Source organism: Microcoleus sp. AT3-D2 (genome assembly GCF_036705715.1).
In the GTDB taxonomy this organism is placed as follows: Bacteria; Cyanobacteriota; Cyanobacteriia; order Cyanobacteriales; family Microcoleaceae; genus Microcoleus.
Map to the genome: position 1 here is coordinate 157,359 of NZ_JAUBVE010000002.1, position 17,205 is coordinate 174,563.

Annotated in this window: 10 protein-coding genes; 4 read left to right on the forward strand and 6 right to left on the reverse strand. The window is 44.8% G+C overall.

Annotated elements, in window-relative coordinates; genetic code table 11:
* Window positions 1-169 precede the first annotated feature (169 nt).
* The 4 genes from QUB44_RS02185 to QUB44_RS02200 all read right to left on the reverse strand — a co-directional run bounded on the left by QUB44_RS02185 (window position 170) and on the right by QUB44_RS02200 (window position 9,747).
* The gene (locus QUB44_RS02185) at window positions 170-799 is read right to left on the reverse strand and encodes a response regulator transcription factor (protein WP_333211441.1); all 630 of its coding nucleotides are present in this window, start codon (window positions 797-799) and stop codon (window positions 170-172) included.
* A gap of 80 nt (window positions 800-879) precedes the next feature.
* Complete coding sequence (locus tag QUB44_RS02190) at window positions 880-1,911, reverse strand: response regulator (protein ID WP_333056324.1); 1,032 nt, start codon at window positions 1,909-1,911, stop codon at window positions 880-882.
* A complete protein-coding gene (locus QUB44_RS02195) occupies window positions 1,908-8,363 on the reverse strand; it encodes an AAA family ATPase (RefSeq protein WP_333362536.1) in 6,456 nt (2,151 codons plus the stop codon). Before QUB44_RS02195 ends, QUB44_RS02190 begins: the two co-directional genes overlap by 4 nt.
* A 103-nt stretch (window positions 8,364-8,466) precedes the next feature.
* Window positions 8,467-9,747, reverse strand: a complete 1,281-nt coding sequence (locus QUB44_RS02200; protein ID WP_333362539.1) for a glycosyltransferase — start codon at window positions 9,745-9,747, stop codon at window positions 8,467-8,469.
* Between the two features lie 386 nt (window positions 9,748-10,133).
* Here QUB44_RS02200 and QUB44_RS02205 point away from each other — a divergent pair, with 386 nt between their 5' ends.
* The 4 genes from QUB44_RS02205 (at window position 10,134) to QUB44_RS02220 (ending at window position 11,263) form a co-directional block, all read left to right on the forward strand.
* Window positions 10,134-10,361 carry a hypothetical protein gene (locus tag QUB44_RS02205; protein WP_333362542.1) on the forward strand — a complete coding sequence of 76 codons (228 nt, stop codon included), beginning with the start codon at window positions 10,134-10,136 and terminating at the stop codon, window positions 10,359-10,361.
* 76 nt (window positions 10,362-10,437) lie between these two features.
* Window positions 10,438-10,668 carry a hypothetical protein gene (locus QUB44_RS02210; RefSeq protein WP_333362545.1) on the forward strand — a complete coding sequence of 77 codons (231 nt, stop codon included), beginning with the start codon at window positions 10,438-10,440 and terminating at the stop codon, window positions 10,666-10,668.
* 64 nt (window positions 10,669-10,732) lie between these two features.
* Window positions 10,733-10,999: a hypothetical protein gene (locus QUB44_RS02215; RefSeq protein ID WP_333362548.1), complete on the forward strand. Its 267-nt coding sequence runs from the start codon at window positions 10,733-10,735 to the stop codon at window positions 10,997-10,999.
* 123 nt (window positions 11,000-11,122) lie between these two features.
* The gene (locus QUB44_RS02220) at window positions 11,123-11,263 is read left to right on the forward strand and encodes a hypothetical protein (RefSeq protein ID WP_333362551.1); all 141 of its coding nucleotides are present in this window, start codon (window positions 11,123-11,125) and stop codon (window positions 11,261-11,263) included.
* Window positions 11,264-11,431: 168 nt separating this feature from the next.
* Here QUB44_RS02220 and QUB44_RS02225 read toward each other — a convergent pair whose 3' ends face one another.
* On the reverse strand, window positions 11,432-14,341 hold the full coding sequence (locus QUB44_RS02225) for an NHLP bacteriocin export ABC transporter permease/ATPase subunit (protein ID WP_333362554.1): 2,910 nt from the start codon (window positions 14,339-14,341) through the stop codon (window positions 11,432-11,434).
* A gap of 395 nt (window positions 14,342-14,736) precedes the next feature.
* Complete coding sequence (locus QUB44_RS02230; RefSeq protein ID WP_333362557.1) at window positions 14,737-16,947, reverse strand: NHLP family bacteriocin export ABC transporter peptidase/permease/ATPase subunit; 2,211 nt, start codon at window positions 16,945-16,947, stop codon at window positions 14,737-14,739.
* Window positions 16,948-17,205: the final 258 nt, after the last annotated feature.

A 17,205-nucleotide genomic window follows, 5' to 3' on the forward strand; every position in this document is an offset into this window, starting at 1 on the left:
TAAGGTCTTATCATTATTTGCCGTCATAATAGTCATATAGCAATCCTTGCAGGAGTCGTAAAATGTTTACCCCACCCCAACCCTCCCCTTATCAAGGGGAGGGAGTAAGAAATTCACAAATGATTTAGGATTCCTATATTTGTCAGTAAAAAAAATACTGCTCATTAAACTACAGGCTGACAATCCCCCGTTTTAAGGCGGAAATCGCGGCCTGCGTGCGATCGCTAACTCCCATTTTGCTCAAAATATTGTTGATGTGAAACTTGACGGTGCTTTCGCTGATGTGCAAAACTTCACTAATCTGGCTGTTGCTTTTACCAGCGACTATGAGGCGGATGACTTCTAATTCGCGATCGCTCAATTCAGGCCCACTCAGGCGATCGGCTAACTTAACACCCACTGCCAGCGGAATGTACTTTTTACCCTCAAAAACAGTCCGAATTGCTGCTAAAAGTTCCTCTGGTTCCGCATCCTTAAGCAGATAGCCCTTAGCGCCAGCTTGCAATCCGCGATAGATGTTTTCATCGCCGTCATAAGTCGTCAGCACCACAATCCGGGCGCTGGAAAACTCCGCACAAATCGCAGCAATGGCGGCGACTCCATCCATTTGGGGCATCCGCATATCCATAAGGGTGACATCGGGCTGATATTCGCGGAACATTGTTAATGCTTCCTGCCCGTTGCTTGCTTGCGCCACAACTTTAACATCTGATTCCTGATTCAGCAGCGCCACTAAACCTTGCCGCACAATATAATGATCGTCGGCAATTAAAACGCGAATAATATTTGATTGGTTAATCATGTTTACCCTGTTAATCTTATTAAAAAAACTGAATTTCTCACTACAAACTTACTATGTATGGTGCGAAATGTGCACCTTTACTGGCGATTAACTGAAACTATAACTTCTGTTCCGTTTCCGGGGCGGCTGTTTACTGTTAGCTGCGCGTTAATGCGATCGGCGCGTTCTCTCATTCCCAATAAACCAAAGCCATTCCTAAAACAGATACTTTCTGTATCAAATCCCTGTCCGTTGTCTTGCACCCGCAAAAGAAACTTGGATATTTCGTATACTAACTCAATTTTTATCGCCGTAGCTTTGGCATATTTGAAAGCATTTGTTAATGCTTCCTGCCCGATACGCAACAGATTATTTTCTACCTCTAATGGTAGGGAATATGCCGTGCCAACCACTTCAAAAATAGTGTACGTATCAGTATCTGATGACAGTTGTTTAGCGATTTGGTTGAGAGCGCTATACAAATCGCCCTCTTCTAACAGTTGCGGGCGTAAAGATTCTACGGATCGCCGCGCTTCGGCAAGTCCAGAGCGAGCCAATTCGCAGACTGTTTTCATGTATGCTTGTGCTTGTTCTGGATTGGCTGCTATTACCCGTTCGGCGGCTCCCAAATGTATGATGATGCCTGTAAAAGTTTGCGCTAAAGTGTCGTGAATTTCCCGCGCCATCCGGTTGCGCTCTTCGAGAATATTTTGGTCTAGGAGTTGTTTAGACATCCTTCTCAGACGCAATTGATTTTCGACGCGCACTAAAACTTCTTGTTGTTGAAAAGGTTTGGTAATATAGTCTATTCCGCCCAGAGAAAATGCTTTTACCTTATCTAAAACTTCTTGCAAAGCGCTGATAAAAATTATTGGGATATCTTGAGTTTTTGGAGTAGCTTTGAGCTGCTCGCAGACTTCGTAGCCATCCATGTGAGGCATCATAATATCCAGTAAAATTAAGTCGGGTAAATTGGCATTGATAAAGTTAAGAGCTAATTTCCCACTGGGAGCTAGGTGAACTTTATACCCAGCGACAGATAGTATGCTGCTTAAAAGTTTTAAGTTCTCAGGACAATCATCAATAACTAAAATACTTTCTTCGCGGGTAAAACGGAGGTTTTTCTTCATGTCTCATCCCTTAATGTGTGTATTAAATTTAGCAACTGTTCGTACTGAAAATTTTTAATGCAAGCTGCGATCGCCCTCGCTAAGGGCTGATTGATTTCGCGAATTTGACTGATGACTGTGTGCATCTGTTCCAAATCGAGATTGCTAATGGCTTGCTGAAGATTGGCTAGTAACTCAGGAGGCAATTCAGAAAAAGCGCTTTTTGTCAATACATTTACTTCATTTTCTGTGAAGCTGGGCGCAGCATTTAGTTCTTCAAAAACGAATTGCACTCCGATATGTTTGTGCAGAATATCAAATATGTTTGCTTCTCTAAATGGTTTGCGAATAAAATCATCGCAGCCGGTAGAAAGGACAACAGCTTTCTCTTCCTCAAAACTACTTGCTGTTATGGCAACAATTGCTGTCTGGGGTAGGCACGGGGGCACTACCCCTACAAAATCCTCGTTTTCCGTAGGGGCAATCCCCCTGTGGTTGCCCTCTTTAATTTGTTTGGTTGCTTCATACCCATCCATCAGTGGCATTCGCATATCCATAAAGATTAAGTGCGGCGAATATTGCTCCCACTTTTCTATTGCTTCCATCCCATTTTTGGCTTCGTAAACTTCAAAACCGATCGCAGAAAGCAGTTTAACTAGCAGTTGACGGTTGTCAAAAGCGTCGTCTGCAACGAGAATTCGATAGCGGGGTTGATTGGGTGCGATCGCAATAACTCGTCTGGTTGGCTGTTCCCGTTGGCGATCGGCCTTTTCAACTGCATTAACTTTAATGTCAAATTTGAATATAGTACCGCCTCCAGCACGAGAACTGACTGTCATTTCACCTCCCATTAACTGCACAAAAGAACGTGCGATCGTTAAACCTAATCCTGTTCCTTGTTGCGATTCTTCCCCTGTTTTAGTTTGAACAAAAGCTTCAAATAGCTTGTCTAACTCACTAACATCAATTCCCGCTCCCGTGTCTTCAACCTCAAAGTATATTTTATGAGCAAGCTCATGATTTTTAATTTTCACATAAATGCCGCCTTTGGACGTGAATTTAATGGCGTTAGAAAGCAGGTTAATCAAGATTTGGCGCAATTTTATTTCATCAGTTTGCACATATTGGGGAACGTCTGGCATCCGCTCTACTAATAACTGCAATCCCTTATTTTGTGCAGGAAGTTGGAACATATTTTTGATGTCGTCCAGCAAGCGGTGGAGGTCAAAATTGGTCTCGTTGAGAGTCGTGCGTCCCGCTTCTATTTTGGACAAATCTAATACTTGGTTAATCAGTTCGAGCAAATGTTCTCCGCTGCGGGTGATAATACTCAGGTGTTCTTGCTGTTCCTGCAATAGGTGAGAACCGCGATTCATCAGTTGGGAAAAACCCAGAATTGCATTGAGGGGAGTCCGCAATTCGTGGCTCATATTTGCGAGGAATGTACTTTTTGCTCGGTTGGCTTCTTGTGCTGCGTCTTCGGCTCGTTGTCGATCGATGATTTCTCGCTGGAGTTCGAGAGTGCGATCGCTCACTTGCTGTTCTAAAGTGCGGTTGTAATCAGCTAAAACTTTTTCTGCTTGTTTGCGATCGGTGATGTCTTGAAATGTGGCGATCGCATAATTAATTTTGCCAGTTTCATCCACAATTGGTGTGCTGGAAACTTCCAAGGAAACAATCTTATCAGGTCGGTGGAACTCTATATCATCTACTTTGACCGTTTCACCCGCCAAAGAACGCACGATTGGCATTTGTGCGGTGGGATATAACTCGTTAGTTCCTGCTAAATAAGCTTGACCGATTTCGGCAAATTGAGCGGCATTTAATTCGGGTATATAATTGATGCCGCTGAGTTGGGAAGCTGTGGGATTTGCGTAGGAAATTTGTCCGGCGCTGTCAATTACTGTTACTCCAATCGGCATCGCATTGATAAATTGAGTCAGTCGGTTTTCGCGTTCTTTTACTTCTGTGTAGAGTTTAGCGTTAGTAAGTGCGATCGCCGCTTGTCCCGATAGCAATTGTAATACTTCCAGGCGATCGGGAGTAAAAGCTTGTGCGGTGAGGTTATTTTCGAGATAAACAATAGCAGCCAGTTGACCTTGATTCATCAAAGCGGCACACAAAATAGATTTGGGCTGACGTGCTTTGATGTAAGGGTCATTCGTAAAGTTACCTTCACGAGTGGCATCATTTAAGACTAAATTTTCTTGGGTTCGAGCGACATAATTGATAATAGCTTCGGAAAGTTCCGGGCAATTTTCAACTGGTTCAGATTGCAACACTGTTATCCGTTCATCATTCATTACACCTTCAGCTTCAATCAGCAATTTACCATGAGTTTCTATAATCAAATAGCCTTTTTGAGCCCCGACATTTTCTATCAAATTTTTCATCAATCTGGAGAGTAATTTATCCTGTACAATTTCCCCAGCAATTGCCTCGGAAGCTTTCATGACTGTAGCGATATCCAAGGAAGAACTAGAAGGGCTGCCCGTAGTTGATGTAGTGGTTGAAATGTTTTTCTTTGTAGGTAGATCGAGCGTAAATAATTGCGGATATCGCGTTTCTAAATCTTTAACTTTAGCCACGGCACCCCAGAGTTGATAGCAGTAACGAGCTTCCTGCATATAAGCTTTGGCTGTTAATTCTTTCCCCCTAGATAAATAGAACTTGCCTGCGAGTTCGTAAGCGAGGGCGGCTTCGTGGATGTACTCGTTTTCTTTGGCAAGGGAAATTGCGAGATCGTAATAGTCGATCGCTTCCACAACTTGCCCCAAAACTCGCGCTTTTTCAGCTTCAACTAGATAAAATTTATGTAAGTAATTCATGGGAGCATGATGCGCCCATACCTGCATTTTTTCTTGATTAGCATTAACCCGCTTGAGAGCATTTTCTTTTTCAAAATTTGAATAATCAGCAAATACACTTAAATGCGCTAGAGCATCATAAAAATGGAAGATAGGTATAGCTGCCATTCCCATCACACCATCTAAATATGGTTCTGCAACTACTGCATTTTTAGCAGCTTCATGGGACTTTCCAAACAAATAGCACAATATCAACTTATTTAGATAAAGCAATAAAAGTCCTTGTCTATCGCTCAATTCTAGCTGAAGTGGCTGAAGTGGTAGAAATTTCTCTTCGTTATAAAACTCTCCTATTAGCTGAGTTGGATTGTCAGCCTTACCTAATAAGTTAAAAATAATTTGTAAATACATTGCTAACCAAGTCAAGCAAGTCTTGTTTTTTTTATTGATCGGTATTTCATAAAAATAAATTAACTGTTTTCCTAAGTCTTTAAGTTCACATCCTACTGAGTAGGCATTAAAACAATAATCAAAAGTAGAATAACCAATAAAATCTATATTCCCTGTTTCAACAGCGCAGAAATAAGCCTCTTTTAAAATTGACAAGCTTCCCTTAAGATGCTTTTTCCAATGCAATATATGATTGCCAAATATATCTAAAACTCCAGCCTTCAGGTATTTGGCATTTAATTTTTCTACTAACCTTAAACCTAATCTTCCATATTTATAGCCACTTTCAATATCTTGTATAGTTGTACACAATATGACTCCGTAACTTGCGTAAGCAAAACTAGACTTAGGAGCATTGCCAAATTTAATAGATAAATCAATCTGTGTTAACACAAGTGGCACTAATAATTCTGGAATACCTATATAGCCGATCCCTATCATTTCTCCCAGAATCGACATAGCTGCTAGAGATTCTGGATCGGTCATTTTAGGCAGGTTAATTAAGTTGTAAGGTTCCGCTTTTATATATATGTTATTTGGAGATTGTGGCCAAACAACTCCTAGCAAATGTAGCACTTTTAATCCAAGGTTAAACCCTTCTTTAAACTTGCTTTTTCTTATGCAATTTTCAATCTTTAACTCATATATTTGGACTTGCTCTATAACAGTTTTAGCATTTTCTAGGACAAGGTTAGCTAAAGCTTCCATTTGCTCAAAATTCCCCAAACGGTAGGCTACCTGTGCGGCTTCTTGATGTAGTTGCAAGCTGAGGTGGTATTGCAGCAGCCAAGTGTTTCCTGTCAGCAAATTTATCCCTGTTTGCAGATAGTTGAAAGCTGGCGGATAAGCAGTTGATGCTTTAGCCTTTTGACCTGCTATTAGGTTTAATTCCGCCAGTTCATCTTTTTCTTGCTGATGAACAATCAACTCTAAGCCGAAATTTAATTGGTTAACAATATCAAATATTTTTTCGTCTCGCTTGTCGAGCGGAGTATTTTGCAGCAGCAGTTGTCCTATTTGTTTGTGGACGATCGGCTTATCCTGTTCATCAATCAGGGAATAAGCAGCTTGCTGAATTCTGTCATGAACAAACTTGTATTCTACGGATTGGCTGCTGGGTAATTTCCCGGTAATTTCTAATTCCACATCTCCCATATTCCCCAGCAACACGACTAAATTTTCAGCAACGGTTGCGTACAAATTATCCGCCGTTTGTCCCACAGATTTTTCGCAAAGTGAGGCGAGGGTTTTGAGATCGAATTGATTGCCAATGCAGGCTGCTATCTTTAACGTTTCCTGCGAATTATCGGGTAGTTGTTGAATTTTGTCAACCATCAACTCGACAACATTATCAGTGAAATTCCTCGCTTTAATTTCGTCTAAATCCCATTCCCAAGTGAAAGCGATCGAATCAAATTTTAACAGTCCTTCTGTATAAAGCGATTTGAGAAATTCATTCATAAAGAAAGGATTTCCGCCCGTTTTGAAAAACACTAATTCGGCAAGGGAGTTGACTCTTGCTTCCGGGCAATTCAGGGCATCAGAAATCAGTTGAGTCACACAGGATAAATCCAAAGGTGACAGGAAAATGCGATCGACCTTTGCCTCTGTTTTGACAATCTCTGCCATTGTTAACATTAACGGATGAGCAGCAGAAACTTCGTTATCCCGATAAGCCCCAATTAAAAACAGTCCCGTTGAGGAAGCATTCATCAGCAGTTGCATCAGTTTGAGAGATGCCCCGTCAGCCCACTGCAAATCATCGATAAATATTGTCAGAGGATGTTCGGGTTTGGTAAAAACTTTAATGAAGTTTTGAAACACAAAATTAAAGCGATTTTCCGCTTCAGCCGCACCCAATTCTGGCGGCGCAGGTTGCTTGCCGATAATTAATTCAATTTCGGGAATTACGTCAATAATGACTTGACCGTTGATTCCCAATGCGTCTAATAATTTTTCCCGCCATTCTTTGAGATTTGCTTCGCTTTCTGCTAACAGTTGTTTGGCTAAATCCTGAAAAGCATTGACAAGTGCGCTGTAGGGAATATTGCGCTGATATTGGTCAAATTTGCCGGAGATAAAATAACCGCGCTGTTGAGTAATCGGTTTGTATAATTCTTGCACCAAAGCTGATTTACCGATACCAGAATATCCCGAAATCAGCATCATTGAACTTGTGGCACAGGCATCTTGCCTGTGACTGCTTGTGGCACAGGCATCTTGCCTGTGACTGCTGACTGTTTCAAAAGCTGTTAGCAAGCTATCAATTTCTCGCTGTCTGCCATAAAGTTTTTGCGGAATTTGAAAACGGTTAGAAATATCTTGACTCCCTAGGGTAAAAACTGATATATTGTTATGGCTGTGCAGTTGATTTAAACATTCTTCTAAATCAGCTTTAATGCCGATCGCACTTTGATACCGCTCCTCAGCATTTTTCCCCATCAACTTCATCACAATATCGGAAACAATTTGCGGAATTTCGGGATTCACCTGAGATGGAGATAACGGCTGTTTAGCGAGATGACTGTGTACCAATTCCAGCACATCCTGAGTGTCAAAAGGCAGTTGGTATGTCAGCAGTTCATAAAAGGTAGCGCCCAGGGAATAAAAATCCGTGCGGTAATCTAAACTGCGGTTCATTCTGCCGGTTTGTTCCGGCGACATATAAGCAAGAGTTCCCTCTAAAATGTTGGGATTTTTGATGGTGTAATTCTCGCGTGTTAACTGCGTGGAAATGCCAAAATCGATAATTTTGAGTTCGCCGCTAGCTGGATTGAAGACAATATTTGAAGGGTTAATGTCTTTGTGAATGATGTGGGCACTGTGAATTTGTTGTAAACTTTCTGTAGTGGCGATCGCAATTCTGAGAAATTCTTCAATACTAAATTTTTGCTGCTGCATCCAAATTTTCAAGGATTCGCCGCCAAAATCCTCCACAAACATCACCAGGGTGTTTTGATATGGCTGCAAATCATAGGCTTTTATACAGCCGCTCAGGTTAAGAGATTGTGTAATTTTATACTCTGTGCGATAGCGGGCGAGTTCTTGAGGTGTGGGATAATTTTCTTTAAGGACTTTGAGCACAACCGGGAGACTGTCGGGTTGTCGGAATGCTCGGTAAACCAGGGAGTTTGCGCTTTCGTAGATGAGCTCTGTGACTTCAACGCCAGGAAAAGTGAGCATATTCAGCCTGCGGTCAACTTTGCAGTCGAACATAGCATAAATTTGCTCCTCACACCAGATGTGCGTGAGCCATCAGTCGATTTTAGATTTTAGATTTTAGATTTTAGATTTTAGATTTGACTCCACATCTGAGATTTTAGATTTTAGAAGCCAAGACAGGCTTCCCAGTCAATACAGCTTGTTCGATAATATCAGCGGCGCGCTTGACTCCGCCCGATCGCCCGATCGCCTCTTGGAGGTCGATCGCCCTTTGTTTATACGACTCTTGGGTTAGGACTTTCACAATTGCCGATCGGACTTTAGTCACGCTCAATTCCTTCAAAGAAACCACTTCGCCAACACCCGTATAAGCAATCCGCGCTGCCACTCCCGGCTGGTCATTTGCCACAGGAATTGCCACCATCGGTACTCCATTGCTCAATGATTCCAAAGTTGTATTCATCCCGGCGTGAGTAATAGTCAGAGTGGCTTTTTGTAGCAACTCTAATTGCGGTGCATAGCCAACAACGATCGGATTTCCCGGCAATGACGGCAAGGATTCGGGAGTCGCACCGCCGCCGAGAGATATTACCAATTGGGCGTCTAATCCTTCACAAGCAGAGGCGATCGTTTGAAAAACATCCAGCAAGCGATTTTGCACAGTTCCCATCGAAGCATAGATCAACGGTTTACCGGTTAATTGTTCAAAGGGAAAAGGTACTGGTTTGCGCGTCGCTGGGTTGTGATAGGGGCCGGTGAAATGGAAAGAAGGGGGTAAATTTTGTCTGGGAAACTCAAATTCAGCCGGCTGTTGGCTGATTTGAGCCAGTTTAGAGTAACCATCATTCGGGTTAGAGTACAGAGGTAATTTCCACTGTTCGCGATATTGGGCAATAACATCTCGAATTGGTTTGATAGCCAGATTTAGTAATTGATAGCTGACTTGATTGCGGAGGCGGTTTGCTAAAGTTGGATTGTATTGCCAAGGAGTACAAAACGGAGGAATGTTAGGGTCTCGATTTACCATCAAGGCACTGCACACAGTGACAAAAGGAAGGTTGAGAAATTCGGCAATTGTTCCTCCCTCGAATGAAACTTGGTCTACAAGCAAAGCTTCTACACCGGCTTTTTGAATGGCAGTTGGAGCCTCTGTGAGAAGAGCAGCCGAAATCTCTGTGAATGCTTTGATAGTATATCGAAAGGCTGTCAGTCCGCTGAGTTTCCCCAGTTGGCCCAAGCCTTCTGTCATTGAGCCTGCGGGAAATTCATTTTCAGCTAATGGCTGGAATTCTAAGCCGCTGGCTAAGGTGGTGGTTTTAGCATCGAGGAAGTTAAATAGGGTGACTCGATGGCCTCGGCGAAGCAGTTCGTTGCCTAATGTTGTCATGGGGTTGAGGTGGCCGTTGGCTGCTGGACAGAGGATGCCGAAGTGGGTCATTAGGGAAGGCTCCGTGTGAGTTTAAACTTGTTTTAGCATTTAATCGGCGGTATGAGTAGTTTGTGTTGGGGGGTTGGGGCGTGGGGGCGTTGGGGCTATCGCTTGGAGAAACTCAGGAATGGGACGCAGGCTTCAGTCATTGCAAGAGAGTGTTACCAGTCTATATTTGTATGCGATCTGCGATACCTAGCCAAAAGTTCAGGTAATCTCCTCAACTAAAAGTTAGTTCAAACTAAGTTGTTTTTATAGCTTCAAAACTCAACTTTGAGCTAGCTACTTTAGCCAGGAAATTTTCTAAACTAAATTTACGCATAGGCCAGCCATAGCCTAGCTGTAAAAAACAAATTCTGAATACATACAATACCGAAGTCAAAAGGAGCAATCAGATGGACAGCACTAATCAGTTTTCCCAAGAAGTTGAGCAATATTCTGCGGTGCAGCCGCAACAGTCGCCAGCAAATCCTGTCGGTGAAGAATTGAATGATACGGAATTAGATGCGATCGCAGGCGGTTTAGATGCGATCACAGGCGGTTTGAGTTTTGAGAATTGGCGTGATTTCATCCGTTTCTCTCCGAGAATTTACCCAGCAGTAGCGGGTAAAAAAGCTGGATAGCAGCCAACTTTGCTAGCAGTTGCTTCAATCGCTTTTGGAAGCAAAATTCACTAATTATGTCAGGAGAAAATATCTGATGGAAAGCAACAATCAATCTTTGCAAGAAGTACCCTCCGAGTCGTCCGCAATCACAGCAGCCGCACCGGACAACTCAACTAATCAAGAATTGAGCGACTTGGAACTCGATGCGATCGCTGGCGGTATCCGTACTATCACAGCCAGCGGTCCAAAGCCCGACTTTATGCGTCGTGGTCTGTCCATGCAAATAACTGAAGCATTCCTATCCCATTGGGGACAGAAGAAATGAGCTGCTTGTAACTAGAAGCGATCGCGCTTCTGCTGAGTTCAAACATCCAAGGAGAAAACATCTGATGGAAAGCAACAATCAATTTTCGCAAGAATTACCGTCCGAGTCGTCCAAAATCGCAGCATCCGAACAAGAAAACTCAACCGATCGAGAATTGAACGACTTGGATCTCGAAGCGATCGCAGGCGGCCGTTCCGATATGGCCGATCGCGCTCGGGCTGCCGGGATGCCCGTTATCACAGCCAGCGGCCCAAGGCCCAACATTTTTGGTCGTGGTCTGCCCATGGAATTAATTGAAGCAGCGTCGCGCGCATTTGGCAATAGCAACTGAGCGACTAATAATTGCCAAAAGCCACGCAATCGCTGAGGCTAAAATTTGCAAAGCAATCGCATAATATGCGATTGCTTTTCCGTGGAATAATGACAACTATAGCAATCCCAATCTACAGAAAATATGGATGCAATAAAGCCACTATACCTGATGCAGCAATCGCCAGATATCGGTAACGCTACAATATTTAGCGTTGGCTTAGTTATCGCCTGTTTGCTATTGCTGATTTTGTTGTGGTTGCCCGATTTGCTGACCAAAGAATAAGCAGTTCGGCAGCGGATTATGTAATGAGTGTAACGGATGTAACTGAGATGTTGCACCATTTTTAATAATGCTTTTATGAACGGGGTCTCCGGTCCGTTCCACAAAGAGTGAATTTCTTGTGGAACGGGCCGGAGACCCCGTTCTTGAGAATGGTTTTACGTTAAATCTCTACTCTAACTGCCGCTCAACTAATCTCGCAAATAATCCTCCCTGTTCGATTAATTCTTTAAACGAACCAAACTCTACTAAACGGCCGGCTTCAATTACATAAATTCGATCGGCATTGCGAATCGTACTCAGGCGGTGGGCGATGACAACTCGCGTCACATTCAACTTATCCAAACTCTCAGTAACGATCGCCTGCGTGCGGTTATCCAAAGCACTGGTAGCTTCATCCATCAGGATAACCTTTGGTTTGACAACCATTGCGCGGGCAATTAACAATCTTTGCCGCTGTCCTCCCGAAAGATTCGTGCCGCCCTCGCTGACAACCGTGTGCATTCCCATCGGCATTTGTTCGATATCGGCTGCTAAACCGGCCATTTGCGCGGCTTCCCAAGCTTCCTCCTGCGTTACCATCGCCCCGCAGGTAATATTGTCAAACATCGAACCAGCATTAATTCTGCCGTTTTGCAGCACTACTCCTAACTGCCGCCGCACAGCTTGAACGTCGAGGCCTGCTAAATCTTGATTGTCGTAATAAACAGTGCCGCTTTGTGCTATTTCAAATCCCAATAACAGCCGAAATAATGTTGATTTACCGCTACCAGACGGCCCGACGATCGCGATAAATTCCCCCGGTTGAATATTGATGCTGACATCATCTAAAATTGGGGGCCCGTCCTCCCGGTAGCGGAAAGTCGCCCTATCGATCGTAATTTGACCTTTTAATCGGCCCGGATCGGCTTTTGTCGGGTCAGATTCCGGGATGCCCTGGACGATCGGTTTGGCTCGCTCCCACAGCGGTACAATTCCTAAAATATCAGTTAGGGTATTGCTCAAATCAGTGACGCCAGAAAGAAAAGTGCCGAAGGCGGAATTAAAAGCCAGAAAGGTTCCCATATTCAGTCCGCCTCCTCCTGTTTGAGAAGTTTCCATGAACTGAATTGCAAACCAAAACATCAGGATAGAACTTACTAATGGCAGCGCTTCGTTAAAAACAGAAACGCTGTCATCAATGCGTTTAATTCCTGTTCTTAGCTTGATTTGCTGGCTATACTTTTTCGCCCAAGCTGCAAACGCTCGCCCTTCTGCGGCAGCTACCCGCAGCTTTGATACTCCGTTAATCAGTTCTACTGTCAGCCCATTAATGTCGCCTTCTCCTGTTTCCATTTTCCGCTCTTTTGGGATTAAGAGTAAGCTCGATGTGACTGTTACTATAACCGCAATAAGAGTTAAACCAATTCCGACTAAAGCCAGCGGCAGGCTGTAAACAAACATCAGCCCCAAATTCAGCAAGGAAAATATCGCGCTCAAAAGTGTCCGCTGCGTCGCGCCGCTGAGTTGGGCGCGAATTTGATTAACTGCTAATAAGCGAGTCAGCAAGTCGCCCGAAGAATAGCTGCGAAAAAATGTCGGTTTTAATCTCAGCAATCGATCCCAAACTGCCGGCTGGAGAGTGCCGCTGGCAGCATTTTCGATCCGCAGCGTCAGGATGGTTTGGGCCATGCTAAATACAGCCCGTCCGATCGCCGCAACTAACAATACCAGCCCTAACTGCCACAGTAACAAACGATCGCTGTCAGGAATAGCATCATTGACCAAAATCGAGGTAGCTTGCGGCGTCACCATCCCCAGCAGCGTTCCCAATATCCCCAGCCCGAAAGCAACGATGATATCTTTTTCGTAGCCCTTCGTTCCGAAGCGAAACAGTTCCGCAGCGTTGTGAAGCAATAGCGGCAGGGGCCGGTAAAACATGAGAGTTTCTGACGACAACTCTTGGGCGATTGCTTTAGTTACCCGTTTGCGAGTGCGAGCGCTCGGATCGAACAAAGTATAGCGAGATCCCTTACCAGGCAACAAAGCTACTGGTCGATCGTCGGACTTTGTATAAGCCAATAGCGGGCCGCAGTTCTGCCGCCACCAATCCCCAGCCAGCAGCACGCGGCGGGTGCGAAATTGCGACGATCGCGCGATCGCCTCCATCGGATCTTTCACTCGGCTGAAATCTTCCGAACCCGCCGGGGGATTGACGGTTATACTTTGTGCCTTACCTACAGCCCCAGCAGCGATTAACAGCGGTGTTCCTTCCTCAGACAAGGCAGTTTTCCGGGGATGCAAAACCTCGGTTAAATCTCCCAAAGCTGTCTGAGTTACTTGGCGGTTTAGCTGTTCGCGTTCCTGAAAGCGCCGAAATTCCTCGGCTTTTTGCTGGGAAACCAGCAAGTTCAAGCAGCAGCAAAAATACTCGTGCAGCAAAGCTAAACTCGCGGGCAGCCAGTCGGCATTTTCCACCTCTGCTGTTGAGAAAATTTGCACCTCAACTTCCCCCGATGCCACCAGCAGCATATTCCCAGCCAGGGGAAACGCTGGGGAAGCGGAATTTAACTGCAATTCCCCGACACTCGCATCGCCCGACGAGACGCGCACCCAGACAACTGTTCCCGGCGGCGATCGCAGCATTTGACCTTTTTGCAGCGATATCTGCTGCGAGGCTGCTACAACCTCAGTTTCTGGGGCAACTTTTTCCTCCGGGGCGTGAAGCGGATCTATGCCGTAGGGAATCGCCCGTTCTCCCAAATGCTTTATCCACCCTTGCACCAGCGATCTCGTTTTGCTCTCACCAGCAGCAACTAAAGCGGCACAATCTGCGATCGCGATCGGTTCCAGTTCCGTTTCGGCGATCGCGATCGCCAGAATTCCCCACCCATCCCCCAGGGCAGCGCCGAACAAAGCCTCGCCTGCACCGACGCCGAACAGATAATGGCGGTTGCCCGCAGGCTTCTCACTTTGTATCTTGGCTGCAAAGACTGCGATCGCGCCCGACTTAACAATCCATACCTGATGCGGGTCATTCAGCAGCAGCGGTTCATTTCCTTTAATTCGGTGCAGTTTCTTAACAGGATTTAGATCGAGCATAGCTAGTAATTTGCGATTAGTAATATCAAGTCGGGCAGGGGTTTAAAGCCTTGCTTCAAAGAAAACAGTGCGATCGAATCGATCGGGTTAATCCACAGATCCTAGGAGTGATTAAAATCCCCGTCTCATAGCTAAATTCGGTTAAAACTCACATCTTGCACCCTTCTCAATAACAGGCAAGATGCCTGTTCCACAAAGAGTAAATTTTCTTGTGGAACAAGCATCTTGCCTGTTCCTAAAATGCTTATCGAGAATGGTGTAAGATGTCAGTTAAAACCGACTGAATAGCCAAATCGAACCATCATTCATTTCAGTCCTCTTCAGAGGACTTTAGCTATTAGACAGGGAATTCATTCCCTGGCGGACTGTCGGGCTGGCTACTGTATTTCTGCTGTTTATTGTTCGTTCCCAACCAAACGAGCATAAGCTCCTCCCAGCTTTTGCAACTCCTCATGAGTGCCTCTTTGAACTACTTTCCCCCCTGCCAGCATAATAATTTCATCGCAATCTCGAATCGTACTCAAACGGTGAGCAACCACAATACAAGAAGTACCGCGCCGTCTCAAATTGCGATCGATAATTAACTCTGTTTCAGCATCCAGAGCACTTGTTGCTTCATCCAGCACCAACACCGCTGGATTTCTCACTAATGCCCTGGCAATTTCCAAACGCTGCCGCTGTCCGCCGCTCATATTTGTTCCCCCTTCATTGAGTTGAGCATCGTATCCTCCCGGCATATTCAAAATAAGTTCGTGAATGGCCGCATCAATGCACGCTTGCACTAAATCTGCTTCCGGTACTGTCGGGTCCCAAAGCGTGAGATTTTCCCGAACAGTCCCGGCAAATAGAAATATCTCTTGTTCGACCATGGCCAGCGAATTTGCTAGAATAGAACGGGGAATCAAATTGCGGGGAACCCCGTCAAATAAAATTTCGCCATTCATCGGTTCGTAAAGTCCGGTAACAAGTTTGGCAATAGTAGATTTGCCAGAACCGCTGCCCCCCACTAACGCTACCCGCTGACCAGGTTTTACGGTTAAGTTCAAGTTGTCAATTAAGGGCGCTTCCAAGCGGCTGTAGCCAAAACTGACACCGCGCAATTCAATGCTTCCTTGCAGGTGAAAAGAATCTGGTGCAAGGGCGGCGTGGCCGTTTCCACTATTAAAAGAATCGCGATCTGCTTCTGGATAGATCGGGTTTTGCAGAACGTCATCAAGTCGGCTTAAATCGGCTTCTAATTCTTGCAAAGTGCCGCCAAAATTGACCAGATTATTAACAGGTTCGAGGAATTGCTGAGTGAGACTTTGATAGGCAATTAACATCCCGATACTCAAACCGCCGTTCATCACCCGCAAGCCCCCGACAACTAAGATAGCAGTTGCAGCTAATGCCGTTAAAAATGCTGGTAATATTGACAATATTTGAGTGGGCAAAGCCAATTCTTGCTGGGCGTTGCTCATTTTGGCATAGTACCCGGCAAACTTAGAAAATAAATCGAATTCTAAACCGCTAGCTTTGACAGTTTCAATAGATTGAATGCCTGCGATTGCAGCACCGCCAACCTTACCTGTTTCCTGAGCTAATCTGGTGTTAGCATCGACGCGGCTGCGGGATAAAGATTGCAGTGCCAAAAAGTTTAAGGCGGCAAAAACAGTCGCAACACTGGTCAATACCCAGTCGTACATCACCATAATTATCGCATAGAAAACCATCATCACCGCGTCGATCGCAGTTGCAGCCAGTTTCCCCGATAAAATTTCAGCAACCTTGTCATTAACTTGGCAGCGGCTGCTAATTTCACCTGCAAACCGCTGCGCGTAAAATCCCACAGGCAAGCGCAAAGTATGCCAGAGAAACTGTCCAGACATCGAAATCGCAAGCTTGTTTGCCAGCCGCCGCAAATAGAAAAGCCGCATCCGCGCTAGCAGCCCTTGAATAGCAGCGGCAAACAGCATTCCCAATATTAAAGGTCGCAGCCACTCGTGACGGTTTTCGACCAAAATTTCATCTACAAAAATTTGGGTAAATGCCGCGCCAGCCAAACGTGGAACAGTGAGTAATAAACCAGCAATTAAACAAAATGCGATCGCCCAGCGGGAACTTTGCAATCGGGAATCTAAAGCACTCGCAATACTCGGTTTTTTTCCGCCCTTTTTAAACTCCGGCCCAGGTTCAAAAGTCAAAACAACGCCAGTATAAGCAGACTTAAATTCTTCTAGGGAAACAGTCCTCGGCCCCGATGCGGGGTCGTTGAGGTAAACGCGCTTTTTCTTCATCCCCTCAACCACCAAAAAGTGATTGAAGTTCCAAAAAATAATAAAAGGCGGCGGTACAGTTTTCAACTCTTCAACAGTTTTTTTAAACCCTTTAGCATCTAAGCCGTAAATTCTGGCTGCTTTAAGGATATTAGAAGCTTTACTGCCATCGCGAGAAACGCCGCACTCGCTCCGCAATTGAGCTAAAGGTACCGGGTGTTCCCAGTAACTCAAAATAATTCCTAAAGCAGCAGCACCGCATTCTACTGCTTCCATCTGCAGCAGTGTGGGAGTACGAACTCGCCTTAATTTGCGCGGCGTAAAAAACTTGTCAATCCAGGGAATTTTCATCGGCTATTAATGGGTAAAATGACTGAGGAATGCTGACTAATACTTTCGTTAACTCTCGTTCCCAGGCTCTGCCTGGGAACGCATGGTGCGAGGCAGAGCCTCTTGATCGGCATTCCTAGGCAGAGCCTGGGAACGAGAAAGCGAGCGTGACCGCTGTCAACTGTCAACTGTCAACTGTTAATAGACCTCTTGCAAAAAAAATCTATGTTATAATTAGAGGTTTTGAATTTTAGACCTGAAAGCTAACTCATAATTGTA

Excerpts from the sequence above, each read along its gene's own strand:
- QUB44_RS02205 (WP_333362542.1), top strand. The coding sequence starts at position 10,134 with ATGGACAGCACTAATCAGTTTTCCCAAGAAGTTGAGCAATATTCTGCG.
- QUB44_RS02190 (WP_333056324.1), bottom strand. The coding sequence starts at position 1,911 with ATGAAGAAAAACCTCCGTTTTACCCGCGAAGAAAGTATTTTAGTTATT.
- QUB44_RS02215 (WP_333362548.1), top strand. The coding sequence starts at position 10,733 with ATGGAAAGCAACAATCAATTTTCGCAAGAATTACCGTCCGAGTCGTCC.
- QUB44_RS02220 (WP_333362551.1), top strand. The coding sequence starts at position 11,123 with ATGGATGCAATAAAGCCACTATACCTGATGCAGCAATCGCCAGATATC.
- QUB44_RS02195 (WP_333362536.1), bottom strand. The coding sequence starts at position 8,363 with ATGTTCGACTGCAAAGTTGACCGCAGGCTGAATATGCTCACTTTTCCT.
- QUB44_RS02210 (WP_333362545.1), top strand. The coding sequence starts at position 10,438 with ATGGAAAGCAACAATCAATCTTTGCAAGAAGTACCCTCCGAGTCGTCC.
- QUB44_RS02225 (WP_333362554.1), bottom strand. The coding sequence starts at position 14,341 with ATGCTCGATCTAAATCCTGTTAAGAAACTGCACCGAATTAAAGGAAAT.
- QUB44_RS02200 (WP_333362539.1), bottom strand. The coding sequence starts at position 9,747 with ATGACCCACTTCGGCATCCTCTGTCCAGCAGCCAACGGCCACCTCAAC.
- QUB44_RS02230 (WP_333362557.1), bottom strand. The coding sequence starts at position 16,947 with ATGAAAATTCCCTGGATTGACAAGTTTTTTACGCCGCGCAAATTAAGG.